Annotated in this window: 31 protein-coding genes; 21 read left to right on the top strand and 10 right to left on the bottom strand. The window is 38.5% G+C overall.

From position 1 onward, the window contains the following. Nucleotides 1–197 precede the first annotated feature (197 nt). From RCG19_RS00600 to RCG19_RS00590, 3 genes are all read left to right on the top strand, one after another. On the top strand, nt 198–1,664 hold the full coding sequence (locus RCG19_RS00600; protein WP_308110901.1) for a lmo1851 family serine protease: 1,467 nt from the start codon (nt 198–200) through the stop codon (nt 1,662–1,664). A gap of 67 nt (nt 1,665–1,731) precedes the next feature. After that, nucleotides 1,732–2,640 (top strand): CobW family GTP-binding protein, encoded by a 909-nt coding sequence (locus RCG19_RS00595; RefSeq protein WP_308109274.1) that lies wholly within the window; start codon nt 1,732–1,734, stop codon nt 2,638–2,640. A gap of 69 nt (nt 2,641–2,709) precedes the next feature. After that, complete coding sequence (locus tag RCG19_RS00590) at nt 2,710–3,531, top strand: hypothetical protein (RefSeq protein ID WP_308109273.1); 822 nt, start codon at nt 2,710–2,712, stop codon at nt 3,529–3,531. 41 nt (nt 3,532–3,572) lie between these two features. Here the strand turns inward: RCG19_RS00590 and RCG19_RS00585 are convergent, their stop codons facing one another. Beyond that, on the bottom strand, nt 3,573–3,815 hold the full coding sequence (locus RCG19_RS00585; RefSeq protein WP_308109272.1) for a DNA alkylation repair protein: 243 nt from the start codon (nt 3,813–3,815) through the stop codon (nt 3,573–3,575). 95 nt (nt 3,816–3,910) lie between these two features. On the opposite strand from RCG19_RS00585, the gene RCG19_RS00580 reads away from it, so the two are divergent. Both RCG19_RS00580 and RCG19_RS00575 read left to right on the top strand, forming a co-directional pair. Further along, nucleotides 3,911–4,189: a hypothetical protein gene (locus tag RCG19_RS00580; RefSeq protein ID WP_308109271.1), complete on the top strand. Its 279-nt coding sequence runs from the start codon at nt 3,911–3,913 to the stop codon at nt 4,187–4,189. 12 nt (nt 4,190–4,201) lie between these two features. After that, on the top strand, nt 4,202–4,666 hold the full coding sequence (locus tag RCG19_RS00575; RefSeq protein ID WP_166239939.1) for a FixH family protein: 465 nt from the start codon (nt 4,202–4,204) through the stop codon (nt 4,664–4,666). A 73-nt stretch (nt 4,667–4,739) separates the two neighbouring features. Here RCG19_RS00575 and RCG19_RS00570 read toward each other — a convergent pair whose 3' ends face one another. The 5 genes from RCG19_RS00570 to RCG19_RS00550 form a co-directional block, all read right to left on the bottom strand. Then, nucleotides 4,740–5,126 (bottom strand): hypothetical protein, encoded by a 387-nt coding sequence (locus tag RCG19_RS00570; protein ID WP_166239941.1) that lies wholly within the window; start codon nt 5,124–5,126, stop codon nt 4,740–4,742. Between the two features lie 9 nt (nt 5,127–5,135). Then, nucleotides 5,136–5,615 carry an Hsp20/alpha crystallin family protein gene (locus RCG19_RS00565; protein WP_308109270.1) on the bottom strand — a complete coding sequence of 160 codons (480 nt, stop codon included), beginning with the start codon at nt 5,613–5,615 and terminating at the stop codon, nt 5,136–5,138. A gap of 74 nt (nt 5,616–5,689) precedes the next feature. After that, nucleotides 5,690–6,166 (bottom strand): Hsp20/alpha crystallin family protein, encoded by a 477-nt coding sequence (locus RCG19_RS00560; protein ID WP_166239945.1) that lies wholly within the window; start codon nt 6,164–6,166, stop codon nt 5,690–5,692. A 20-nt stretch (nt 6,167–6,186) separates the two neighbouring features. Beyond that, nucleotides 6,187–6,429 (bottom strand): spore germination protein, encoded by a 243-nt coding sequence (locus tag RCG19_RS00555; RefSeq protein WP_166239947.1) that lies wholly within the window; start codon nt 6,427–6,429, stop codon nt 6,187–6,189. Nucleotides 6,430–6,436: 7 nt separating this feature from the next. Beyond that, the gene (locus RCG19_RS00550) at nt 6,437–6,688 is read right to left on the bottom strand and encodes a spore germination protein (protein WP_308109269.1); all 252 of its coding nucleotides are present in this window, start codon (nt 6,686–6,688) and stop codon (nt 6,437–6,439) included. A gap of 276 nt (nt 6,689–6,964) precedes the next feature. On the opposite strand from RCG19_RS00550, the gene RCG19_RS00545 reads away from it, so the two are divergent. Together RCG19_RS00545 and RCG19_RS00540 are read left to right on the top strand one after the other, a co-directional pair. Then, nucleotides 6,965–7,732 (top strand): SDR family oxidoreductase, encoded by a 768-nt coding sequence (locus tag RCG19_RS00545; RefSeq protein WP_166239951.1) that lies wholly within the window; start codon nt 6,965–6,967, stop codon nt 7,730–7,732. 87 nt (nt 7,733–7,819) lie between these two features. Next, a complete protein-coding gene (locus RCG19_RS00540) occupies nt 7,820–7,978 on the top strand; it encodes a hypothetical protein (RefSeq protein ID WP_166239953.1) in 159 nt (52 codons plus the stop codon). A 124-nt stretch (nt 7,979–8,102) separates the two neighbouring features. Here the strand turns inward: RCG19_RS00540 and RCG19_RS00535 are convergent, their stop codons facing one another. Continuing rightward, nucleotides 8,103–8,663, bottom strand: a complete 561-nt coding sequence (locus RCG19_RS00535; RefSeq protein ID WP_166239955.1) for a GNAT family N-acetyltransferase — start codon at nt 8,661–8,663, stop codon at nt 8,103–8,105. Nucleotides 8,664–8,971: 308 nt separating this feature from the next. Then, nucleotides 8,972–10,099 carry an amidohydrolase gene (locus tag RCG19_RS00530; RefSeq protein WP_308109268.1) on the bottom strand — a complete coding sequence of 376 codons (1,128 nt, stop codon included), beginning with the start codon at nt 10,097–10,099 and terminating at the stop codon, nt 8,972–8,974. Between the two features lie 188 nt (nt 10,100–10,287). Between RCG19_RS00530 and RCG19_RS00525 the strand changes: the two genes are divergently transcribed. From RCG19_RS00525 to dapF, 7 genes are all read left to right on the top strand, one after another. Further along, nucleotides 10,288–10,611, top strand: coding sequence for a DUF4870 domain-containing protein (locus RCG19_RS00525; RefSeq protein ID WP_308109267.1), 324 nt, complete (start codon nt 10,288–10,290; stop codon nt 10,609–10,611). A gap of 104 nt (nt 10,612–10,715) precedes the next feature. Continuing rightward, the gene (locus tag RCG19_RS00520; RefSeq protein ID WP_308109266.1) at nt 10,716–10,913 is read left to right on the top strand and encodes a PLD nuclease N-terminal domain-containing protein; all 198 of its coding nucleotides are present in this window, start codon (nt 10,716–10,718) and stop codon (nt 10,911–10,913) included. Next, complete coding sequence (locus RCG19_RS00515) at nt 10,913–11,821, top strand: ABC transporter ATP-binding protein (protein WP_308109265.1); 909 nt, start codon at nt 10,913–10,915, stop codon at nt 11,819–11,821. The genes RCG19_RS00520 and RCG19_RS00515 overlap by 1 nt, the downstream gene beginning before the upstream one ends. Further along, nucleotides 11,818–12,597 carry an ABC transporter permease subunit gene (locus RCG19_RS00510; RefSeq protein ID WP_308109264.1) on the top strand — a complete coding sequence of 260 codons (780 nt, stop codon included), beginning with the start codon at nt 11,818–11,820 and terminating at the stop codon, nt 12,595–12,597. Before RCG19_RS00515 ends, RCG19_RS00510 begins: the two co-directional genes overlap by 4 nt. Nucleotides 12,598–12,690: 93 nt before the next feature. Then, nucleotides 12,691–13,545 (top strand): patatin-like phospholipase family protein, encoded by an 855-nt coding sequence (locus RCG19_RS00505; RefSeq protein ID WP_308109263.1) that lies wholly within the window; start codon nt 12,691–12,693, stop codon nt 13,543–13,545. Between the two features lie 111 nt (nt 13,546–13,656). Beyond that, entirely contained in the window at nt 13,657–14,442 is a 786-nt protein-coding gene (locus RCG19_RS00500; protein ID WP_308109262.1) for a hypothetical protein, read from the top strand. 73 nt (nt 14,443–14,515) lie between these two features. Further along, on the top strand, nt 14,516–15,499 hold the full coding sequence (gene dapF / locus RCG19_RS00495; protein ID WP_308109261.1) for a diaminopimelate epimerase: 984 nt from the start codon (nt 14,516–14,518) through the stop codon (nt 15,497–15,499). A gap of 10 nt (nt 15,500–15,509) precedes the next feature. Here dapF and RCG19_RS00490 read toward each other — a convergent pair whose 3' ends face one another. Beyond that, a complete protein-coding gene (locus tag RCG19_RS00490) occupies nt 15,510–17,348 on the bottom strand; it encodes a DNA ligase D (protein ID WP_308109260.1) in 1,839 nt (612 codons plus the stop codon). 127 nt (nt 17,349–17,475) lie between these two features. Between RCG19_RS00490 and RCG19_RS00485 the strand changes: the two genes are divergently transcribed. From RCG19_RS00485 to RCG19_RS00470, 4 genes are all read left to right on the top strand, one after another. Beyond that, on the top strand, nt 17,476–18,306 hold the full coding sequence (locus RCG19_RS00485) for a non-homologous end joining protein Ku (protein WP_166239973.1): 831 nt from the start codon (nt 17,476–17,478) through the stop codon (nt 18,304–18,306). A 131-nt stretch (nt 18,307–18,437) separates the two neighbouring features. After that, a complete protein-coding gene (locus RCG19_RS00480; protein ID WP_308109259.1) occupies nt 18,438–19,400 on the top strand; it encodes a nucleoside hydrolase in 963 nt (320 codons plus the stop codon). Between the two features lie 229 nt (nt 19,401–19,629). Next, the gene (locus tag RCG19_RS00475) at nt 19,630–19,830 is read left to right on the top strand and encodes a cold-shock protein (RefSeq protein WP_166239977.1); all 201 of its coding nucleotides are present in this window, start codon (nt 19,630–19,632) and stop codon (nt 19,828–19,830) included. Between the two features lie 135 nt (nt 19,831–19,965). Then, the gene (locus tag RCG19_RS00470) at nt 19,966–20,169 is read left to right on the top strand and encodes a cold-shock protein (RefSeq protein WP_308109258.1); all 204 of its coding nucleotides are present in this window, start codon (nt 19,966–19,968) and stop codon (nt 20,167–20,169) included. A gap of 35 nt (nt 20,170–20,204) precedes the next feature. Here the strand turns inward: RCG19_RS00470 and RCG19_RS00465 are convergent, their stop codons facing one another. Beyond that, entirely contained in the window at nt 20,205–20,498 is a 294-nt protein-coding gene (locus tag RCG19_RS00465; protein WP_166239979.1) for a DUF6509 family protein, read from the bottom strand. 233 nt (nt 20,499–20,731) lie between these two features. Here RCG19_RS00465 and RCG19_RS00460 point away from each other — a divergent pair, with 233 nt between their 5' ends. Genes RCG19_RS00460 through RCG19_RS00450 form a run of 3 tightly spaced genes read left to right on the top strand, consistent with a single transcriptional unit; the run spans nt 20,732 to nt 23,782 of the window. After that, nucleotides 20,732–21,397 (top strand): TorD/DmsD family molecular chaperone, encoded by a 666-nt coding sequence (locus RCG19_RS00460; protein WP_308109257.1) that lies wholly within the window; start codon nt 20,732–20,734, stop codon nt 21,395–21,397. Continuing rightward, on the top strand, nt 21,390–21,842 hold the full coding sequence (locus RCG19_RS00455) for a hypothetical protein (protein WP_308109256.1): 453 nt from the start codon (nt 21,390–21,392) through the stop codon (nt 21,840–21,842). The genes RCG19_RS00460 and RCG19_RS00455 overlap by 8 nt, the downstream gene beginning before the upstream one ends. After that, nucleotides 21,800–23,782, top strand: a complete 1,983-nt coding sequence (locus tag RCG19_RS00450; RefSeq protein ID WP_308110900.1) for a DMSO/selenate family reductase complex A subunit — start codon at nt 21,800–21,802, stop codon at nt 23,780–23,782. The genes RCG19_RS00455 and RCG19_RS00450 overlap by 43 nt, the downstream gene beginning before the upstream one ends. The last annotated feature ends 7 nt before the right edge of the window (nt 23,783–23,789 follow it).

Below are 23,789 nucleotides of genomic sequence, written 5' to 3'. Positions count from 1 at the left end.
TTTTCATTAACTTTTCTTTGTTAATTTTATAAAAAAGATGTTATTCTAATCACTAAGGGTTTACAATTTAAAGTATTTGAAAATAGCTTCTTAAAAAATATGAAAACATTCAGGCTGTTACGGTACATGTCCAGTTCATATTTTGATGGTGAATGAAAGTGGTGAAGGATTTGAACGAAAATAATGAGGAACAAAAGATGATTGAAGAAGGTAAAGTAGAGCAAGAGCAGATGACAGATAACAAATCCGGGTACATAAGAATGAAAAAGTTTCCATTTATCATGCTGCTATTTTTGCTCGTTTTTCTATCGGCAGGGATTACCACCTTTGCCTTGGCATTTGGAAAGGACAAGGTTGTTACGGTCGCACCGCAAAGATCGGAATTTAATAAACTTTATGAAGCATTTGATACTTTGAAAAATGGATACTACAAGGATGTAAACCAGCAAAAGCTAATTAATGGTGCGATTGATGGAATGGTTACGTCACTTGATGATCCATATTCCGACTATATGAGCAATGAAGAAGCGAAAAGCTTCCACAGTAGTATTTCTTCTTCTTTTGAAGGAATCGGTGCCGAAATTCAAGAAAAGGAAGGACATATTATAATTGTCTCTCCGATTAAAGGCTCACCTGCTGAAAAAGCCGGATTAAAACCGAATGATGTGGTCGTAACGGTAAATGGAAAAAGCATTCAGGGGATGAATTCAACCCAAGCTGTTACGTTAATAAGAGGGAAAAAAGGAACAAAGGTCGAATTAACTATTCAACGACCTGGAACAGATGCCACAATGACAGTGCCGATTGTTCGTGATACTATTCCAATTGAAACGGTTTATGGGGAAATGGTAGATGATTCGATTGCGAAAGTTCAAATAACAAGCTTTTCAACCAATACAACAAAAGAACTTGTAACAACCCTAAATGATTTACAGAAAAAGGGTATGAAGGGTGTTGTCTTAGATTTACGTCAAAATCCTGGTGGGCTATTGGACCAAGCCGTAAGTATAACAAGCATGTTCGTACCAAATGGAAAAGTTATTGTTAAAGAACAAGACCGAAATGGAAAAGTGAAGGAGATCGCTTCACAGAATGAAGGAAGCCCAGAGCTTCCGTTAGTAGTACTAATTGATAAGGGGAGTGCCAGCGCATCAGAAATTTTTGCTGCTGCTGTAAAGGAATCTGCCGGTGTACCACTTGTTGGTGAGAAGTCATTTGGAAAAGGTACGGTGCAAACCGCAGCTGATTTCAAAGACGGCTCCAACCTCAAATATACAATTGCAAAATGGCTAACACCAAATGGGAATTGGATTCATAAAAAGGGAATCGTGCCTGATTTTGAGGTAACCCTTCCAGATTTCGCGTCATTACCGATTATTAATCCGGATAAAGAGCTAGCCCTATCCATTTCATCTACAGAAGTTCAAACAGCTCAGAAGATGTTGAAAGCTGTCGGATATGACCCTGGACGTGAGGATGGATTCTTTGATGAAAAAACAAAAGAAGCTGTCATCGCCTTCCAAACCGCGCAAGGCCTTGCTGCTGATGGTGTGTTAAAAGGTGATTCCACGATGAAGCTAATGGATCTTTTACGGGAAAAAATTAAAACAAGCGACACCCAACTACAAAAGGCTGTAGAAGTATTAAAAGGAAGAATGAAATAATTGATAACCCGATTCCATTAGGAGTCGGGTCAACTTTTTTTAATTATCAAAGATTGAAGGGAAAAAGATGAAAAAAGCTGAAGTATATATTTTGTCAGGATTTTTAGGAAGCGGAAAAACGACACTGTTAAAACGATTGCTTGAGGACGAACGAGATGCCGGTAGAAGGGTAGCAGTCATGATGAATGAATTGGGGAAGGTCTCGATTGACTCTGATGCTGTCAATGATGATGTTGCACTAAAAGAGCTTTTAGGCGGCTGTATTTGCTGCTCGATCCAGGACAAGCTTGAAGCACAGCTACAAGGTTTATTACTAGATGAGCAGCCAGAAGTTATTTATATTGAAACAACTGGAGCAGCTCATCCCGTAGAAGTGTTAGATGCGATCCTATCCCCTTTGTTTGCCGATAAGCTAATCATAAAAGGTATTATTACAACAGTGGATGGTACAAGATGGAAAGAGCGAAAAATATTAAGCCCTCAGCTGCAGCAATTGATCTTTGAGCAGGTTCGGCATGCCGACTTTATCATCATTAATAACATGGATGATTTAATGGAAATGGATCAGGCACATATTACCTTTGAAATCCAAGGAATAAATCCAAAAGCAAGATGCCTGTTGACGAATTTTTCACAGGTTTCGATTAGACAGCTTAGAAATCTATCTGTATCTTTTGAAAAAGAATCACAAAAGATTGATTTGAATTTAACAACCTTTGTATATCAATTTAAGAAGGCAATCAATCATAATATGTTTGAGGAATTTATAAGAGAGCTTCCTAATACCATCTATCGTATTAAAGGATATATAAAATTTGATTATTCAGAGCATCCGTTTTTATTTCAATTTTCATATGGAATGCCGCTATATTTAAAGGAAGAGATGAATTTACCGTTAAATCTTGTCTTTATTGGCGAAAATATCGATTGGAATGGTATTCAGGAACAACTTGCCAACCTCGAAAAAAATAGCTAGGAATGAATGAACATTTCCCCTTCAGGTAACTCTTTTAATGTAGCGAAAAACATTAAAAGGGGGTCTTAAATGAAAAGGGCAGCTAGTTTCATCGTATTCATTCATTTCCTCCTTTATGGGCAAGGAGTTCAGGCTAAAGCAGATATTAGTTATAAAATAGAAATGCTGAACTGGAAAGAAGTGAATCAACTAGTACCAAAATACACCAAATTCACGGTTATGGATGTAGAAACAGGGAAACGATTCAAGGTCCAGAGACGAGCAGGAAGTCATCATGCTGATGTACAACCGTTAACAGCAAAAGATACGAAAATGATGAAAAAGATATACAGCGGAAAGTGGAGCTGGAAACGCCGTGCCATTATTGTCATTTACAAAGAAAATTGGATTGCCGCATCCATGCATGGGATGCCACATGGTGGAGGCGCACTGCAAAATAATTTTCCCGGTCATTTCTGCATTCATTTCTATGGGAGTACAACGCACCGTACCAATTCCATGGATCTATCCCATATGCTCATGGTTCTGAAGGCTTCAGGTAAATTAGATGATTATCTTGGAAAGGCAAACCCATACGAGGTGATTAATGCCTATGTAGCCGGGTTTAAGCAGCAGGATGTCCGGATTACCTCTCAAGCTTCTTTGCAAAAAGTAAGATGGAAGCCCATTTTACAAAAGGTTGAAAATGTAAGACTATCGCGATTAGAGCTTTTGCCCCCAGAAGATTTAAAAGAAGAAATTAGTTTGGATGTTCCTGCAGTGGTTGACTGGTACATAGAAGATAGGGGCAGGCAAACATTTAGCGGGGATATCCATTTGGTTAGGTTTTCACCTACTGACCCTTGGAAGGTTGATTCGGAGGATTTTTTAAAAGAAAACCATCTGCCATAATACGCAAAAAACACCTTTGATTAAAGGTGTTTTTTGCGTAATTATCCTTGCTCACCAAATTTGATAAAGGTCCGTTCATCTTCGATTAAGCCGCAGGCACCGCATTGTATCCGATAATCCGGTCCGTTGTAGGGAAGATGAAAGGGTTCTAATTCATTTTCACCATACTCTCTAACAACGACACCTGATACGGGGTCAAGCTTAACAGATTGTGATACTTGCTGAATGATATTAAACCGGCTGCGATTCGTTTTGCAATTCGGGCATTTGTATGGAGTGGACATAGGTTTCTCCTTTCGTGGTATGGTTAACCTCTATTTTTTGCAATAATGTCAGGAAATATGTAACAATGCTAATGTAGAGTAAAGGGGGGATTTGTTTGGAAAAGGAAAAAGAGAAATATCAGTTTTTATTAGAAGAATACCGCTCGATATGGAACAATAGGTCATTACCAACAAGGGATCAAACAAGTGAAGAGACATTAATCGAGGCAATCAAACGGGAATTGTTAGATGAAAACTCCCATCCTAGAATCCGAAAAGACAAATATGAAAAATATTATTCAGCAGTAAAGAGGGTTATGGCATCACAGATCTCTCTTGATTCGAAGGGAAAATTAATTGAAATGCATATTGAAGTGATGGAAGAAATTAGTTAGGGGAGAATGACGATGAAGAAGCTTTTGTCCATTTTTATAACCGTTCTTTTTTTGAGCATTGCTGTTTCCTGCAGTCAGCAGCAAAAAGAAAATGCGGTAAAACCACCTGAAATGATAGATGTGGACTTGTCCATTAATCCGGAGAAGGGAGAATTAAATAAACCTATTACCTTTGAAGCGAAGGTTACGCAGGGAAAGGAAAACGTAAATGATGCTGATGCAGTGGTCTTTGAGATTTGGCGGGCAAAAGATGAACACCACGAAAAGGTGGAAATAAAACATGCCGAAAATGGGGTATACCGTCTTGAGAAATCATTTGCGCAAGAAGGAACGTATTATTTTATTTCCCATGTAACGGCAAGAGATATGCATAATATGCCGAAGAAGGAATTTATTGTTGGGACACCGAGCGATCCTGAAGACCCTAAAGCACAAGGGTCAATGGATGATATGAAGATGGATGATCAACAGGATTAGGGCCATGAACAATCAACCGAGGGACATTAAAATGGCTACATAAAAAGACAGCCGAAGCGGCTGTCTTTCCTTTTTAGGGCTCTTTTTTTGCTCTGAAATTCACCTTTGCCGCTTCTTTCCCAAGTTTTTCTTTGACTTTTTCATTGATGATATCCGAAATATCTCCCTCGTAAGTGGAACCAATATTTAATTTTCCTGATAATTCTTTTATCCCTAATTGACCAAAGTTATTAGCATAATCCAAATGTTCAATTACGATTTTATCAACCTGGAGATGCTCAATTTGAATTGTGGGAGAGCTTTCCTTTGTTTGTGCTTCTGAAAGATTGTTTGGGACAGTCTTTGTTTCCGCTTTTACCTCATTCATGTTGGCTTCTAAATCAGAAACTTTCCTCTCCAAATCCGATATTTTCTTCGTTAATGTTTTACTTGAAGTGAAAAAGCGAAAGAAAAATCGCATAGAAACCCTCTATTCGGAATTGGTTTGATCGAACGCGATTGGGATATTTTCCAAATCGTCTCGATAAAAGGGCATAACGATATATAAGACGCCATGGCGAATTTCTGATTTTACTTTATTCATTAAAATCGGATAGGGAAGGGTTAATTCTTTTTTAAACTGTCGATTGGCGCGTTCTTTAAGATAATATTTTTGATTCTGGTTTAAGGATTTAAATTCGCCGGCAATGGTCAAAAGCTGCTGTTGAATGGTGATGTGCAAATCTTCCTTTGTCAATCCGGGAATTTCCGCTTCCACCACAAGTTCTTGATCCGATTCATATAAATCACATTTTGGGAAAAGTTCTCTAACAGTATTTAGGGGATTTTGGGAGAATTGATTTCCTGAAGTAGTACTATTTATCTTTTCATCAAAAATTTGATTCCAAAATTGATCCGATTTAAATTGCTGGGCTACGTCAAGCCATTTTTTCAGTTTATCTATTTCCATTAAATCCACCCCTTATGTGAATCCCTATTTTCATCATATTTTCAAGGAGGAGAAACATGCAAAAAAAATGACGTTTACATAATTTCTGTCACGTCAATTTGTGAAAACTGCATATCCACATTTTTAGGGATTTTGACTTCAAGCATCCCATCTTTAAAGTTTGCTGTGGCACCTTTCTTTTTAACAATCGCAGGCAGGGTAATAATATTTTTATCTTCTTGCTTCGGGATATGTTCCACGATTAGTTGGTTCGATGTATGATAAATACGGATTTGTTTGATCCATTCTTCTTCTTTTATTGGAATTCTAACGAATACAAAATCATGCGTTTCGAAAGCGGTCGAATTTAACACGCCTGTTGCCGGCTGTGTCTGGGATACTGAGGATTGGAAACCGCTAAACATTTCCTGTGGATTCATCATTCCTCTCATGTTTCCGGGCATAACTTTGCCAATTATATCCTGAACATATTTATCAATTTCTTCTGGCTTCATTTTTTGCATACTATCCTTCATATCCTTATTAAAAGGAAACATATTCCAAGGGAACATAATTAATCATCCTTTCTGACCTAAAATTGATTTGAAATCGGGATCGCCGGGTTAGCAATTTGGGCCTGGTCACTGACATCAGGATCTCCAAATCCATTGACAGAAACCGCTCCAGTAGGTGATAAATCACCAAATGCCATGTTCGTTCCAACCCACTTTTGATTGGCGGTGTGACTGTTTTGAATGACTTGCCCGAAATCAATATTGGCATTATTATTTACGCCGTTCGCTTTTATGTTAAAAATGTTAATTTGATAAGGCATTTCATTTTCATTCCTTTAAAATCGGATTGGTATATACGTTTGATGGGTTTGCGATATCGCCCATATCGTTGACATCCGGATCAATAAAGACGTTTTCCATGGCAGCAGTTGGGGGTGCAAAATCACCATAAGATGAATTTTCACCTTGGGATTTTGAATTAGCTGTATGAGCATTATGAAGGGCTTCACCGATGTTGACAGACCCGTTGTTGGAGACACTGTTAATTTTAAGGCTAAAGATATTGATTACAGTCTGCATCCTGTCACATCCTTTTTTATAATTATCAGAATTTATATCATTCTACTTTGAGAAATTTGGAGCGCTCCAGGTCATACGCCGCTGACCAGGGCGCTTGCGCTTTTTTTATTGATTACCCCATTCTATGCAAGCTCTTGCCCATCCGTTATTAAAACTTCCGATAACTACTTTTGAGCATTTTTCTTTTCATACGCTTTATTTAAAATTTGCATATATAAACATTTCTTTTTAACATATAGTAAAGAGACGAATTTAAAAGTAGAGAGGTAATAATTTGTGAACAAGAAAACGGCCTTGATTACAGGAGGAGCTTCAGGTATAGGCAGAAAAACCGCAATAAAACTTGCGGAAAATGGATATCAGCTGATGATTAACTATCGAAATAGCGAAGAAGAAGCGGTTTTGTTAGCTAAGGAATTAAATGAATGCTTTGGTACAAAAAATGGCACTGTTCAGGGCGATGTGGCTAACAAGGAAGATTGTATTCGGATTGTGAATCAGACCCTCTCCTCGTATCCAACCGTGGATGTTTTGGTTCATAATGCCGGTCCCTACATACACGAAAGGAAACGTTTAACAGACTATACGTTTGAAGAATGGAACTATTTAATTCAAGGAAATTTATCAGCCGTTTTCCATTTGTCAAAACAAATCATTCCTGTTATGCGAAGCCAAAATTGGGGCAGAATTATTACACTTGGGTATGACCGGGTTGAAACGGCACCAGGATGGATCTACCGATCAGCCTTCGCAGCAGCGAAAACCGGTCTCGCTTCACTAACACGAACCATTGCTATGGAAGAAGCGGAGAATGGGATAACGGCAAACATGGTCTGTCCCGGTGATATAACCAATGAGTGGAAGGAAAAAGATATCGGTGAGTCGATCGGGAAAAACGCCGGAAAAAGGCAGGGGACGGGAGAAGACATTGCACGAGTCATTGCTTTTCTTGCGGACGAAAAATCTGATTTTATTACAGGGAGTATTATTCCTGTCACTGGAGGAGTGGATGTGCTCGGAAAGGGAGTAAGAATTTCGCTTTAATCACTTTTCAAACTATTCGATATTCAGGAATGAAATCTGTTCCTTTTGTGGATAATAGAAATAATCATCTATGAAAGGAGCAAAGATATGAGTTTTAACATGAACAGGATCAATCCTAACCAAACCCAAGTTTTTTTTCATGATGGCCGCTTTGAAACATTAACAAATGAGGAACTGGACGATTTTTTGCTCCAAATGGGTCTTAGTGATGTAAATGAAACAATTGAACAAAATGTATTGGAATAGCTGGAATTATCTTCTAAAATATATATATAAAAGCAATCGGCATAAGCCGATTGCTTTTTATTCCTTCCGAAATGAATACGTTTCAGCCTTGAGATACGTCTAGCACCAGCGCTCTTCGGCTTTTCTATGCTTCTAATAATTGCGAAGAATCTGTTTGCGGTGAGCCATTCCGTAACAAATGGAAAGTGTATAAATCCTTTGGGATTTCATATAAATCGTAGATCTCACCATTTGCATTCAATTGCTCATAGATTGATTTTCTTGTCTCATTGGCTTTCACAACATATGGAAGTTTTTCCGCAGCTTTAATGGAGCGAATATTTACTTTTCGAATCCGCATAAAAACTGTTTCAATCCCCGTTTCGTAAAATAACTCCTGAAAAAAGGCATCTTTTGCAGGGCTGTTATAGCCTTTTCCATGATATGATTTCCCCAGCCATGTTCCTAAAAAACCGGCGTTGTCTTCAATATCATACAAATTAATCGTACCGATTGGAGTACCCCATTCATCAAGAATTGTCCGTGAAATTAGTTCACCGCGCTCTTCCGCTTCAATGGTTTGTTTTGTAATAAATATGAATTCTTCATAAGAATCAGCTTTCTGACGTACAAAAGGGAAGACATCAGGGTGTGTCATTAATTCGTACAATGTGTGGCTGTCATGAAGATCACGTTTCTTCAGCATGAATATCCCTCCATTAGGGCATACCGATCCCATGTCTAAAGAAGCGGCCCACCCTCGAAATTTTTTATAAAGTTACGTAAAAAAATTTCGGGGTGGGAATCGAACCCACTAGAACCAGTAAAAACTGGTGGCGCACCAATTGCCTTCCCTATTTCATTTTTTTGTTAATAAATTATGTTGTTAAACCCCCAAGTTTTTTCAGGTCTAAAACAGTTTCATCTAGAGTATGATACAAGAAAAAACGAAAAAAATAAATAGGTTTTTTGTTGATTTTTCGATAATATTTTTTACCAAATTTCAGCAAATTTCTACGCTTCCATATAGACGATTTCGCCGTTAATCATCGTCCATTTTGGCTTAGCTAAATAATGGAAAGGATGATGGCTCCAAAGCACTAAATCTGCATCTTTTCCTTCTTCGATACTTCCAACCTTTTGGTCAATTCTTAGGTTTCTTGCTGGAAGAATCGTGATTCCTTCTAAGGCTTTTTGCTCCGTTAATCCTTCCCTGACAGCAATCCCGGCACAAATATTTAGGTATTGAATCGGTGTATAAGGATGATCTGTTGTAATCGACACTTCGACACCGTGATTTGTCAATTCCTGATAGGTTTTCCATGTCTTATTTTTTAATTCGACTTTGGATCTTCTGGTCAGGGTAGGTCCAACGGAAACCTTCAAGTCCATTCCGGCTAACTCACTGGAAATTAAATGCCCTTCGGTGCAATGTTCAATCCGTAGGTCAAGATTAAATTCTGCTGCGAATCTAAGAGCAGAAATGATATCATCGGCACGGTGGGCATGAATTCTAACTGGGATTTCTCTTCTCAAGGCCATTATTATCGGTATAATTCTAAGTTGCTCGGGATTATCAGCATGGATAGCTTGATAGAAGGCCTCTCTAAGCATTCCCATAATACCCATTCTGGTAATCGAATTACTATTACCGCTACTATGGATTCTTTTTGGATTTTCACCTAAGGCAATTTTTAATCCAGCCACCTCTTGGATAATCATCTTTTTGATATTTTTTCCAGTTGTTTTAATAACGGAGGTCGTTCCACCGATTACGTTGGCACTGCCTGGCATAACGTGAACAGTGGTGATTCCGCTTTTAACAGCATCAGTGAAGGCTGGATCCAATGGATAAACACCATCAATAGCTCGAATATGGGGGGTGAGGGCTTCTGCTGTTTCGTTGGCATCATTTCCAGCCCAACCGGTCCCTTCATCATAAAGTCCTAAATGGGTGTGAACATCGATAAAGCCTGGAAAAAGGAACAATCCCCCACAATCGATGCTTTTAACTGTTAAATCCGTGGAAAGATTTCTTCCTATTTTTTTTATTTTGTCATCTTCAATTAGCACATCAGCATTTTTCATCGGTCCGGATGTAACCGGAAAAAGATAGGCATTTTTTAAAAGAATTTTTGTCATAATAAAACCTTTCTGTATGTTGTTAATAATATTTTATCTAATTTTGCAACGGTTGTGCCTAAGGGACTAGCGGAAAATCTGGTCATAATTAATTATTTTGCTTAATTTATTGGATAGTATGAAACCTTTATAGGGACACTGCGTAAATAATAGGGTAAGGAAATTTTTTTCCACTGGAGGAAATGAAAATGGTGAAGAGTGAAGATAGGTTGCTGGCCGCCGGTATTTATGTGTTAAGTATATTTTTCCCTATTATTGCGCCGCTAATTATTTGGTTATTAAAAAAGGAAGAGTCCTCGTTTATTGATTATCATGGAAAGGAATATTTTAACTTCTTTATTTCTTATCTCATCTATTCAGTGGTAGCTGGTATCTTAACCATCGTTATTATTGGAATTTTTCTATTGTGGGCACTTGGGATTGCAGCACTAATTTTTAGCCTAATGGCAGCCGTTAAAGCTTACGAGGGTAATGAATATCAATTTCCGTGGATTTTTAGGATTATAAAATAAAAAAACACATTTGAACCCGGCAAAAAATATTTGCCGGGTTTTTGAACGTTTTTCTCCTTCGTACGTCATATGAATGTAAAAACAAACCAAGGGGGAATTTAGAGATGGATTCTTTAGCAAGTTATATACCTATTATTGCGCCCATTCTCATTATCCAGCTTATTTTATTAATTGTTGCCATGATTGATCTTGTCAAAATAGAGAAAACTAATGGACCAAAGTGGTTATGGGCACTTATTATTTTATTCATTAATATTATTGGACCTATCCTTTATTTTGTGATTGGAAGGAGAAGTCACTGATGTCCCTTATTCAAATTAAAGAATTAAAAAAGAGTTTTCAAGGGACGGCAGTCATTAAAGGACTTAATTTCACCTTAGATAAAGGGAAATGTATTGCTTTATTAGGTCCAAATGGTGCTGGCAAAACGACCATTCTTAGAATGCTCTCAGGACTCATGAATCCGGCGAGTGGAAGGATTATCTTTACCGATGCCAGAAAAGGGGAAGATATCCGTGAATTAATTGGTTACCTTCCCCAATTTCCTGTATTCTACGAATGGATGTCGGGACTTGAATTTCTATCCTATGTTGGCAAATTAGCGGGATTAAACGCCAAGGAAGCAAAGGATAGATCTATGGAGTTGTTGGATCTTGTTGGGATTATGGAAGCGAAAAATCGTAAAGTAGCTAAATATTCCGGTGGGATGAAGCAGAGGCTTGGGATTGCACAAGCATTGATTCATCGTCCGCAATTAATTATGCTTGATGAACCAGTATCGGCTTTGGATCCGATTGGCAGAAGAGAAGTGTTGGATCTACTTGAAGGGTTAAAGAAGGAAACAACCATTTTATTTTCGACTCATATTTTAAGTGACGCCGAAGAGGTTTGTGATGAAATTCTGTTCCTACATAATGGTGAAATCGTTGAATCGGGGTCCATGATCGATCTACGGGAACGGCATCAGCAGGCTAAAATTGATTTGTACTTTAGGGGAAAACCGGATGCGTTTATTCCGTTCTTCTCAACCCATGAACTAACCAATTCCTTACTGAAGGATGGAAATCGCCTTAGTATTTTAGTTAAGGATATCGCTTTAGCAAGGCAGTCATTCCTAAAGCGGATTTCAGAGCAAAACCTGCCGCTTGAGAAATTTGAGATTAGTAGTATGACCCTCGAAGATGTGTTTATGAAGGTGGTGGGAAAATGAGCCAGTGGATGACATTGTTGCAAAAAGAGATGGTGGAAATGTGGAGAAATTTCAAATGGATTTGGGTGCCAATCACCTTTATTTTAATTGGTGTACAACAGCCAATTTCATCGTATTACTTGCCGCAAATTCTGGATTCGGTTGGTAATTTGCCTGAAGGTGCGGTGATAAAGATTCCCACGCCATCCGCCGGTGAAGTGTTAGCTCAAGGACTTGGACAATATACTACCCTAGGGGTGCTAATCATTGTTCTTTCCACAATGGGAATTATTGCTGCCGAAAGGAAAAGCGGTGTGGCTGCGATGATTCTTGTAAAACCTGTATCCTATGGTTTTTATGTCACGGCAAAATGGGTGGGAAGTCTTTTATTACTCTGGTTTTCTTTCCTAATCGGATCCCTTTCAACATGGTACTACACAGGTATTTTATTTGATTGGATTCCAGCAGCGGACTTTTTCCAGTCGTATTTTTTTTACGGGCTATGGTTTTCAGTGATAGTGACGATCACACTGTTTTTTAGTGCATCACTCTTGGCACCGGGGATGGCAGGATTTTGTTCATTAGCAGTTGTCATTGTATTAAGTTTAGTAAGCAGCTCCCTTTCCAATGTGTTTGAATGGAGCCCTGCGCAGTTAACCGCCTATGCGAATGAAATACTGGTAAATAGCGGTATTCCAGACGGTACCTTACCAGCTAGTTTAATAGCGGCAGGTGTCATTCTACTATTGCTATCATTGAGTGTATTTATTTTCAAGAAAAAGGAGTTAGCCTCATAAGGAAGACCTTTCGCTTTGCGAAACGATTAAGGGTATCTTATAATAGCTATTATTATATTTTTGCATTGGTTGAGATCGAAAGGATGAGGCAGTTTGATAGATCAAGTCGGTTTGGTTTTAGAAGGCGGCGGGATGCGCGGTGTGTATACTGCAGGAATCCTTGAATATTTTTTGGAAGAGGATTTATTTTTCCCATATGTAATTGGGGTTTCTGCGGGTGCCTGTAATGCTGCTTCGTATTTATCGAGACAAAAAGGGCGTAATAAAACGGTTACAATTGAATATGCCTCAGATCCCAGATATATTTCGTGGAAAAACTATTTGAAAAATCGGCAATTTTTTGGGATGGATTTTATTTTTGATGAAATTCCTAATAAGCATGTTCCATACCATTATGATGTGTTTTATGATAGTCCATCAGAATTTGTCGTTGGGACAACAGATTGCCTGACAGGAGAGCCTACTTATTATAAAAAGCAAGATTATGATCAGGAGCTGCTTACTGTTTTACGGGCATCAAGTTCCTTGCCGTTTATTGCGCCGGAAATCCGCTTTAAAGACAAGGTGTTATTAGATGGCGGTATTAGTGATCCGATTCCCATCAAAAAGGCGCAAGAGGATGGTTATAAGAAAAATATCGTCATTTTAACGAGGAATGCAGGATATTTGAAAAAACCTTCTAAGTTTCAATTTCTTGTGAACCGGAAGTACCCAGAATATAAAGGGTTGCAACAGGCTCTTCAGAAAAGGTACCAAAAATATAATGAAACAGTTGCCTATTTGGAAGATGAAGAGCGAGCAGGAAATGCACTTATCATTCGCCCGACACAACCGTTAAAGGTTGGAAGAATGGAGAGAAACCCAAAAAGGCTAGAAGACCTATACAATCAAGGCTATGAAGATGCTAAAAAGTCGATGACGTCAATTCTAAACTATATCAATACCTAAGCGAAGAGTTTCCAATACTCTTCTCTTTTTTTGGCCACAAAAAACTTCTATCATTTTTTTGAATACTAGTAAATAAACTAAGTGTAGAGGAATTGATAAGGAGTTTTATCGATGAAAATAAATAAATATTACCGGGATATAGCTAATTTGAACTTAAATGGTGGTATTGCTGCACTGGTTCCAACAATCCTAATTATTGTTTTAAATCTTTCTATTATAAGGCATAGGGAGATCATGCTATGTACGATTCCATTTATCCTGTATAGTATTATCAGTTTTCAACTCTACCTTTTTAGAATGAGACAATCGCTAGAAATAAGTAGAAGCCTCGTTTTATCTGGAAGGATCGATCGGTCGATATTTGAAGCAAGCCATCTTTTGGTGTTGTTTAGGAACACCCAATTCTCACGCATACACCTCTATTTTCCAGACGGCCATTTGGCAGGGATGGTAAAAAAACACCGTGGAAACGGTTGGGAACGGTTAAAACCTTCAAGAACATTTGCCCTTTACAATTCTGATCAAGAAGTCCTCGGATTTTTTAATGTGAAAGGAAGAAAATCTAGTAAGATTGATGTGTTCGGTCGAAACAGACGTTTTTTGGGCAGCTTTGAAAAAAAGCGTCTAGGTTGGAGAAAATATCAAAAGGAATTGTTCAATGAATTAGGAAGATATGTTGGTGCAATTGAAGGATCCTCTGTTTTTATGGATGAGCAAGTAATGGATATTGGTCATCAGCAGGTAGGACGACTCCGAAGGGGTTGGATGCCTTTGGAATGGAGTTCATTGTTTCCGGAACCCAATACACCAGTATTGTCATTTAATGAGGCTCTTTCAGGGGAGGAGAAACTCCTCCGAATGTCATTACTCATAAACGAATATTTTATAGAAAGATAGCGATTTGGATAGTTCCCCTCTAAACCAATGTTTGATATGATGATAAATAAAACGAAATGGTGGGGGTTTTACTGTGCAAATCGACTTAATTAAAGGTCATGGGTCGGGAAATGATTTTCTAATCATTGATGAAATGACGAACGGTTATTCTTTTTCGGAAGGTGAACGAGCAAACCTCGCTCGGTTGTTATGCAATCGTCAGTCTAATTTAGGTGCTGATGGGATTCTCTTTGTCATGAAGAGCGATCATGCCGATGGAAGAATGCGTGTATTTAACGCAGACGGCTCAGAGGCTTCGATGTGTGGAAACGGACTCCGCCTTGTAGCAAGATATGTTTGTGAACAGCAAGGGCTAAATGAAGCAGTAATTGAAACCATGAAAGCGAATTTAAAGGTTAGCAAGCAGCAAGACCTCGCCCCAGATGTCCATACGTATCAAGTGGAAATTTCACCGGTACTATTTGAATTAAAGGCGTTACCATTAAATTTACATAAACCAACGCTTTTTAATGAAAGAATAGCAGAATTGTCTGAGGAATTAAGATTTACCGCACTTGCCGTTCCCAATCCGCATTTAATTGCGATTGTTGAAAGTGATCAGCTGCGAATTGAAATCCAACAACAACTCAGTGAAAAAGTAAACGGCCCTAATCAGTTATTTCCGGACGGTGTAAATGTAAGCTTTGTAAAATCGCTGCAGCCAGGGTCAATTTATGTTAGAACCTATGAACGTGGTGTAGGTTTTACAAATGCTTGTGGTACCGCCATGTCAGCTTCCTCACTAGTTACCTGTTTATCAGGACTCAATGAATTTGAGCAGGTAACGGATGTGTATAATAATGGCGGCAGGGTTCAGTGTGTTGTCCATAAATACGAGGGAACCTACTCAATAGATCTAATTGGAAATGCTACCTATTTATATAAAGCATCCATTGTAGTTGACCTGGATGAGGAAGTAGTTAGGTTAGCATCGAAAAATGATTTTACTGAGCAGCAAACATATGAGCTGCTGCAAACAGAGTCACAGCAATTTATCGAAAAAACAATAAAAGGATAAGGCGCTTGCCTTATCCTTTTTTACCTTGTTTCAAAATTTCAAGAACGGGTGCAAATGCTTGAATTTGTTTCGTTTGAAAATAATTCCGAAATGGATCACCCTGACTGCGAATTCGTTTGAGGGCGTTTTCCATTGTAAAGGAAACGGACTCCAACTTTTCATTCACTTCTTCCCAATAAAGCGGGGTGGCAACACCGCCATGTTCATTTCCCCTCATTGAGTATGGGGCGACAATCGTTTTTCCTTCACTGTGTTGGACATAATCAACATATAACCTGTTTCCGCGATTTTTTTTCATTCGTTCTATCGTAAAAGAATCGGGATCTTTAGATAGTAAATATTCGGCAATAAAGCTGGTAAATAGCCTTGTATCATCGTAGGAAAAAACATTTTCCGGGAGTGGGAGGTAAATTTGCAAGCCTTTATTACCGGAAGTTTTGATGAATCCAATTAGATTTAATTGGTCAAGGACTTCCTTTATTAAAAGTGCCGCCTTCACAGCTAATTGAAAGGCATCCTTTGAGGGTGGGTCTAAATCAAAAACAATTTCGCTTGGTCCCTTACTATTAATAGTTTGAAATGGGACATGGAATTCAATTGCCAGCTGATTCCCGAGCCAAACCAGGGTCTTCAAATTATTGCATAGAATATAATCTATTCCTTCAGATGGGTGTGTTTGAACAAATCCCGGTGCATAGTCGGGACAGTTTTTTTGATAAAAGGCTTCCCCAAACATTCCATGTGGATAGCGAATAACCGTTAATAATCGATTGGTTAAAAAAGGAAGCATATAGGGAGAAATTTCTCGTAAGTACAGGATATAATCTGCTTTCTGGATAGGAAGCTTTTCCCACAATGGTTTATCGGGATGGGTAATTTCCAAATCTGAAGGCAAGTTTTTTTGCGCAAACATAAAGCGGTCATAAGTACATTCAGCAGGCTCCATATCAAAGCGAAAGCGGTCAAAATGGGGCTCCCGCAATTGATTATCAAAGAGCTCCAAATATTTCACTTCGAGGCAAATGGCAGGCTCCACATAAATAAATTGATCATCCTCTCTCACCCTATTCTGTTTAATTGTTTTCTTTAATGCATCCTTCTCTTCAGGTTTAAAACCGAAAAGGACTTGACCTATTGGTAAGATGCCTTTATCCTTATAGACTCCCACGTGAAAATAGCCATTTGTTTTCTCGAAGGAAATAATGAAGCTGCTGACATATTTCCAATTCTTGTACTTTAGCCATAGTAACGATCGTTTCCCTTCCTCCCAAAGGCTATTTTTTGATTTAGCAATAATGCCTTCCCCATCATATAAAACCACCTTTTCCCAGAGGCTGTGAAAATCTTCGTGCGCCGTTACATATTGGAGCAGCTGGTCATTGTACGGATCAGGGTCTAAATGAAATCCAATGGTTTGAAATAATTTTCCCAGTTGGGCCTTTCGTTTATGGAAGGCAATAGAATGGAGTGGCTTCCCTTTTAACATAAGTAAATCAAAAACCATCAGCCGACAAGGTGAGCGGGTTGCTTGCTGGTAAATTTTCTTTTCGGATTTTAATCTTCCTCGCACTTGGGTAGCGGAGAAATTCGCTTTGTGTGTGTTTTCGAGAGACACTAGTTCTCCATCAAGCTGTAGTGGTAAAAATGGTTTGAATTTTTCCTCATACCGGAATAAAAACTCCTTGATTTCAGGGAACTGAGGAAATAGTTCTTTTCCGTTTCTGCTTGTTAATGTGATTCCTTTTGAATTCCACTCTAAAAGGGCCCTAAACCCATCATATTTAACCTCATACAGCCAATCGGGCCTAATAGGCAAATCAAAGGTTAAACTTGGCAGCATCGGCTTCATTAACTTTTTTCCTTCCTTTTTTCTTTATTGTGCTTCATTGGTGATGACTTCATCCTTTTCCATTTCTTTTTAGGCATGTAACCGAATCTTACGCCACAAAATAAAGAAAAAAGAATGGAGAATCCCTATGCATACGATGTGGAAAGGAAGTATTAGTTTCGGGCTTGTGAACATCCCCATTAAGCTTCACACGGCGACAGAAGATAAAGATATAAAACTTAGGACCCTGCATAATAAATGCCATGCACCCATCAAGTATGAAAAAACTTGCTCTGTTTGTGGAGAAGAGGTAAAACCAGAAGAAATTGTAAAGGCATATGAATACACAAAAGGAAAATTTGTTGTGCTTGATAACGATGATTTAGAAAAGCTGAGAAAGGAAAATGAAGAAAAGGCCGTAGAAATTATCGATTTTGTCAAAATAGAAGAGATTGATCCGATTTATTTTGATCGTAGTTATTATATGTCACCGAATGAGGGCGGCGGAAAAGCTTATTCCCTATTACGCAAGGCACTTGAAGAATCACAAAAGGTTGGTCTTGCCAAAATTATTATTCGTTCAAAGGAACAGATGGCAGTTATTCGAGTGTACGAAAATACATTGGTCATGGAAACGATACATTTTCCTGATGAGGTTCGAAAAGCTGGAGATGTCCCTAATGTTCCTTCAGAGGATAAAGTAACGAAAAGGGAATTAGACACCGCAATATTATTGATCGATCAGTTAACAACCACTTTTGAACCGGAAAAATATACGGATGAATATCGAACAGCCCTTCTTGAACTCATTGAATCCAAACGCAGTGGCAAAGAAACCGTTACAGCTGCAACAAAGGAACCTGCTTCAAATGTCACTGATTTAATGGCTGCCTTGCAGGCATCAATTGACCGGACTAAACCTAAAAAAGCTTCAGCACCAAGGAAAAAGGCAGCCACAAAAATGAAGAAAGAAGCATGATGGAATACAAAATGCCAAAAAACCGATTCGAGGCCTCCGAATCGGTTTTTCCTTTTGGTTCATGTTCTTTCAAGTATTGATTTATCATAATTTTAAAAAGGGCTAATTAAAAGTAAAATGGAGGTAAAAATATGGTTTATAATGTACTCCTGATTGCTGATCCGGGTATAGATGATTCATTTGCTATAATGTACGCTTTACTCCATCCTCAAATAAATATAGTTGGTATTGTTAGTGGTTATGGAAACACCCCAAAAGAAAAGTCCGTAAAGAATACAGCTTATCTGGTAACATTAGGTAATAGAGAGGACATCCCCATTATTGCTGGAGCAGCCGGTCCTCTATTAGGTGAACCGATTCAATATTATCCGGAAATTCATGGAAAGGAAGGATTAGGTCCGATTAAACCACCTGAAACAATTAAAAATTCAAACGTCTATGATTTCAACAAAATCCTTGAAATTGTTAAACAATATAAAGGGAATTTGGTGATTGTTTCTGTTGGTCGATTAACAGAGTTAGCCTTAATGTTTATCTTATATGGAAATAATGCCTTACAGGATGTTACAGCTTTTTATATCATGGGCGGGGCATTTTTGGTGCCCGGGAATATTACTGCCGAAGCGGAGGCAAACTTTTATGTAGACCCTATTGCTGCAAATACGGTCATGGAAAAAGCACACAATATTTACTTACATCCACTTAATATTACGAATAAAGCGATCATTTCACCGGATCTCATTAACTTTCTTAGCGAAAATAGTCCAACTTCATTTAAACCTTTAATAAAACCAGCTTTTGATTATTATTATAAGGCATACCAAAAAAATGTCCCTGGGATTCAAGGCGCACCCATGCACGATGTAGTTCCGCTAATGGCTTTAACGGACCCATTACTGGTTAAGTATATACCTCGTCGGGTAAGGGTAGAGGAATTTGGGAATGCCAAAGGAAAAAGTATCGCTGATTTTCGCCCCAAGCCAGATCAAGAGCCTGCAAAAACCATCGATTATATAGGCATGGAAGCGGATATAACGAAATTTACAGCCAACTTTATTGAAATATTTATGCAAGGTAATTCTCGTAAATATTAATACAATATATTTTCAGTATTTCCTAGTTTTAGAAATTACATTGACAAATCAAGAGAAACACGATAAACTTAAGTTACGCTTTAATGTTCGTTAATATTTTTGGAAGTAACTAGCCGTAACTGCACGAATATGTGGGGAATGTCTATTACCCCAAACGTGTAAGTACGTCTTTTTTATTATTTTATTGTACGAGTAACTTAAAGTGAACAAATTTTGGGGGTAAGATTCCATGAAAAACGGTAAAGTAAAATGGTTTAATGCAGAAAAAGGTTTTGGATTTATTGAAGCTGACGGCGGTCAAGACGTATTTGTTCACTTCTCAGCTATTCAATCAGAAGGCTTTAAAACATTAGAAGAAGGTCAATCTGTTTCTTTCGAAATCGTTGAAGGCGCTCGTGGACCACAAGCAGCAAACGTACAAGCAGTTTAATTCCTTAACATAAAAGGGTGATGCAGACGATGAAGGCATCACCTTTTTATCTATATATGTTCTAGAATAATAGTTTCATAACTAATCAAACATAGGTTCAAAAACAGTCATAACTAATTAAAAGGAGTGATCGTTTTGGCGTTTGGTAGAAAAAATGAAGAAGAAATCAAATTAGAAGAAACAAAAATCTGGGTATGCACTTCAGAGAATTGTAAATGCTGGGTTCGTGATAATTTTAAAAGTAGTGAACTGCCGCTTTGTCCCATTTGCAAAAGTGAAATGAGCCAAACAACAAAAGAACTACAAGTTATCCATAATCATAGTAAGAATTTTATGTAATGATTATACAGGGAGACTACTCTCCCTGTATTTTTTTATTCAACACGATGCTGCTGGCAATAAGTAAGGACCAGTTCTTCCTCATCCTCTTCAAGAGCAAAATCAAGAACCGTTTCGCTGCCTCGTTCATAAAAGTAATAACTAGTGATTTTGTCCCCCGTTTCCTCACTGACATAAATTACTTTCAAACCAATTCCTTTATCAGAATAAAGTTCATCTTCCATATCAACGTCAAGTTCAAGGAAAAATTCATAGCGATCACCCGGTAATAATCCAAATGGGTCTTCAAGTTTTTCCACTTCGTGGCCAGTAATATTCAAGAGTATCATCCTTTACGGTTTAATTAGACCTCCTTATTATACACATTTCTTTAATAAGAAGGTAAATTCATCTGCCTGCAGTCATTTTGCTGATTTTGAACGATATGTGAATAATTGCACAAACTGATTCCAAGTATGGAAGATTGAGGTAAGATAAAAATATAGAAAATTTGTAAATGAAAAAGGAAGTGTAAATCGACGTTAATATTGTGAAATATTTCACAAAAAAGGAGTGAAAAAACATGACTTCAATGTCAGAGCCTTTGCATAAACAACTACAGCCATTTTTTTTAGCACGGCAAAAGTTTTATCAGCTGCTTTATTTGTTATTTCAGCAGCCAACGAATAAGTTGTTAGAAGAAATTCGTGATAAAGCTATTTTTCAGGGTTTAGCAGAGGATCATGAGGGTGGAAAAATTCTTTGTCACTTTTTTGACGGCCTCTCAGTTGAGCAGATTAACAATGAGAATGAGGAATATCAACGGCTCTTCGTTGGACCCGGTCCACTAGCTGCGCCTCCTTGGGAATCGTACTACAGGAGTAAGGAGCAACTGTTATTTGAAGAATGGATGTATGAAATCAGAGAGCAATATCATCAATTTGGTCTTCGATATGTAAAAGAAAATAATGAACCAGATGACCACTTGTTACTAGAATTGGAATTTATGATGTTTCTTGCGAATCTAAGTTTGCAAGAAACAAATCCTAAAAAAATTCTTGAATTAATCTCTAGCCAAATCTTTTTTTTAGAAAAACATCTAACTGTTTGGATTCCGTTTTTTTGTGCAAAGGTCATTGAGAATACAACTAGTCGATTATATTTAGGAACCGCCATGGTGCTCGTAGACTTTGTATGCTTTGATAAAACATTTTTATTGGAAGTTGAGGGGGCGATTATTCATGTCTGAAGAAAATCGTTTAAAGAACTTGTTAACAAATAAAATGCAGCGGAGGACCTTTTTGAAATGGTCTGGGGCAATTGGGATTCCCGTTATTGCCGGAGGAATTGGGACAAAAATGCTTGTTGAACGGAAAGAGGGAACAAAGGCAGTGAATGCCAAAGAAAAGGAGAAAATTATTTCAACCTGCAGCATTAATAATTGCGGGGGACGCTGTGTCATCAAAGCACATGTGAAAGATGGTGTCGTTATTAGGGTGAGCACCGACACACAGGAAGGTGGGGACATATCAACGCCTCCGTTACGAGCCTGTGTGAGAGGGCGAAACTATCGAAGTTTGCTATACCACCCCGACCGTCTGAAATATCCGATGAAACGTGTTGGTAAACGGGGGAAGGAAAATTTAAACAAATTTCGTGGGATGAGGCGATTGACACCATTGCGGCCGAAGTAAAGCGGATTGGTGAACAATATGGTCCAGAGTCAAGATATGTTAACTATGCTTCAGGGCAAAGCTGGGGGCTTCATGGAGGTAAAAACGCAGCAAGGAAATTATTAGCCCTGACAGGTGGTTATTTAAATTATCGGAATGATTACAGCTCCGGGGCGGGAAATGTCGCAACACCATATACATACGGGACGAATAACTCTGGAAGCAGCTTTGATTCCCTCTTACACTCGAAATATATCATTTTGTGGGGTCAAAATCCGTCAGAAATGATTTTTTCAACGCCCTACCGCGAATATTTAATGCAAGCAAAGAAAAATGGGGCAAAAATCATTGTGATTGACCCGCGATATACAGATACGGCGATTGCTTTTGCCGATGAATGGATCCCCATTCTACCGACAACAGATAATGCAATGATGGATGCAATGGGCTATGTAATCGTTACGGAGAACTTACATGACCAGGCATTCCTTGATCAATACTGTATAGGATTCGACGGAAATCATTTACCTAAAGGAGTTTTAAAGGAAGAGTCAATTAAAAGCTATTTACTTGGTGAGAAAGATGGGGTAGTAAAAACGCCTGAATGGGCTGAAAAGATTTGCCGTGTTCCGGCTGAGAAAATTCGTGAAATTGCCAGAGAATATGCAAAGGCAAAACCAGCAGCGCTGATACAAGGCTGGGCAGCACAACGGCAGGCATATGGGGAGCAATTCATGCGCGGTGGGGCACAGCTTGCCTGTTTGACAGGTAATGTTGGCAAGCTTGGCGGCTGGGCAGCGGGAACGGGTTATTGGAGCCGTTCAGATATTGTTTATCCTTTTTCATATGATAATCCAATTAAGGCCTCCATTCCATGTTTCCTTTGGACAAAGGCAGTGGAACAAGGGACTGAAATGACAGTAGAAGATGGTTTACAAGGAACGGATAAATTATCGACCAACATTAAATGTATTTTTAATATGGCAGGTAACATGCTGATTAATCAGCATTCGGATATTAATAAAACAATTAAGCTGCTTGAGGATGAGAGTAAGGTTGAATTTATTGTGGTCAGTGATCTTTTTATGACGCCTAGTGCAAAGTTTGCTGATATTTTACTACCAGGGACAACGTTTTTTGAACGCTATGATATAGGTGTCCCATGGTGTTTTGGTGATTATGTGGTTTTTGGTGACAAAACAATTGATCCGCTTTATGAATGCCGCGATGAATATGATGTCTTTGCAGAATTGGCAGGGAAATTAGGGGTGAAGGAGAAATTCACGGAGGGGAAAACAACCCTTGATTTGGTTAGGGAAAGTGTGGAGCGTACGAAAAAAGAGCTTGATCCCAACTTCCCTACCTTTGAAGAGTTTCGAAAGATGGGAGTATATCATTTTAAATTTGATGCACCACTTGTCGGCTTTAAAGAGCAAATTGATGATCTTCAGAACCATCCGTTTGAAACCCCATCTGGAAAAATCGAATTGTTTTCAAAAGCATTATGGGATATGAATAGGCACGATGAAATTCCTGCGATAGCGAAATATATTCCATCATGGGAGGGGCCGGAAGACCCATTAAATGAAAAGTTCCCCTTACAGTTAATTAGCTGGCATTATAAGCGGAGATGTCACTCCACCTATGATAATCAGCCGTGGCTTGAGGAAGTAGCAAAGCAAGAAATATGGATAAATCCTAAAGATGCAGAAAAACGGGGAATTAGCGATGGAGATCGAGTTCAGGTCATGAATGATCGTGGTTCACTCAATATCTTTGTTAAGGTAACACCGCGTATTATTCCTGGAGTTGTTGGGATTCCCCAGGGGGCCTGGTATACTCCAGATAAAGCGGGACTGGATCAGCGTGGATCAATTAATGTACTGACATCACAGCGGCCAACACCTCTCGCAAAGGCCAATCCGCAATTAACAAACCTTGTTGAAGTAAAAAAAGCGTAAGGAGTGA

The organism is Neobacillus sp. OS1-2 (genome assembly GCF_030915505.1).
GTDB lineage: Bacteria > Bacillota > Bacilli > Bacillales > Cytobacillaceae > Neobacillus.
The sequence above is the reverse complement of the archived record's forward strand: the minus strand, read 5'-3'. Positions and strand labels throughout refer to the sequence as shown.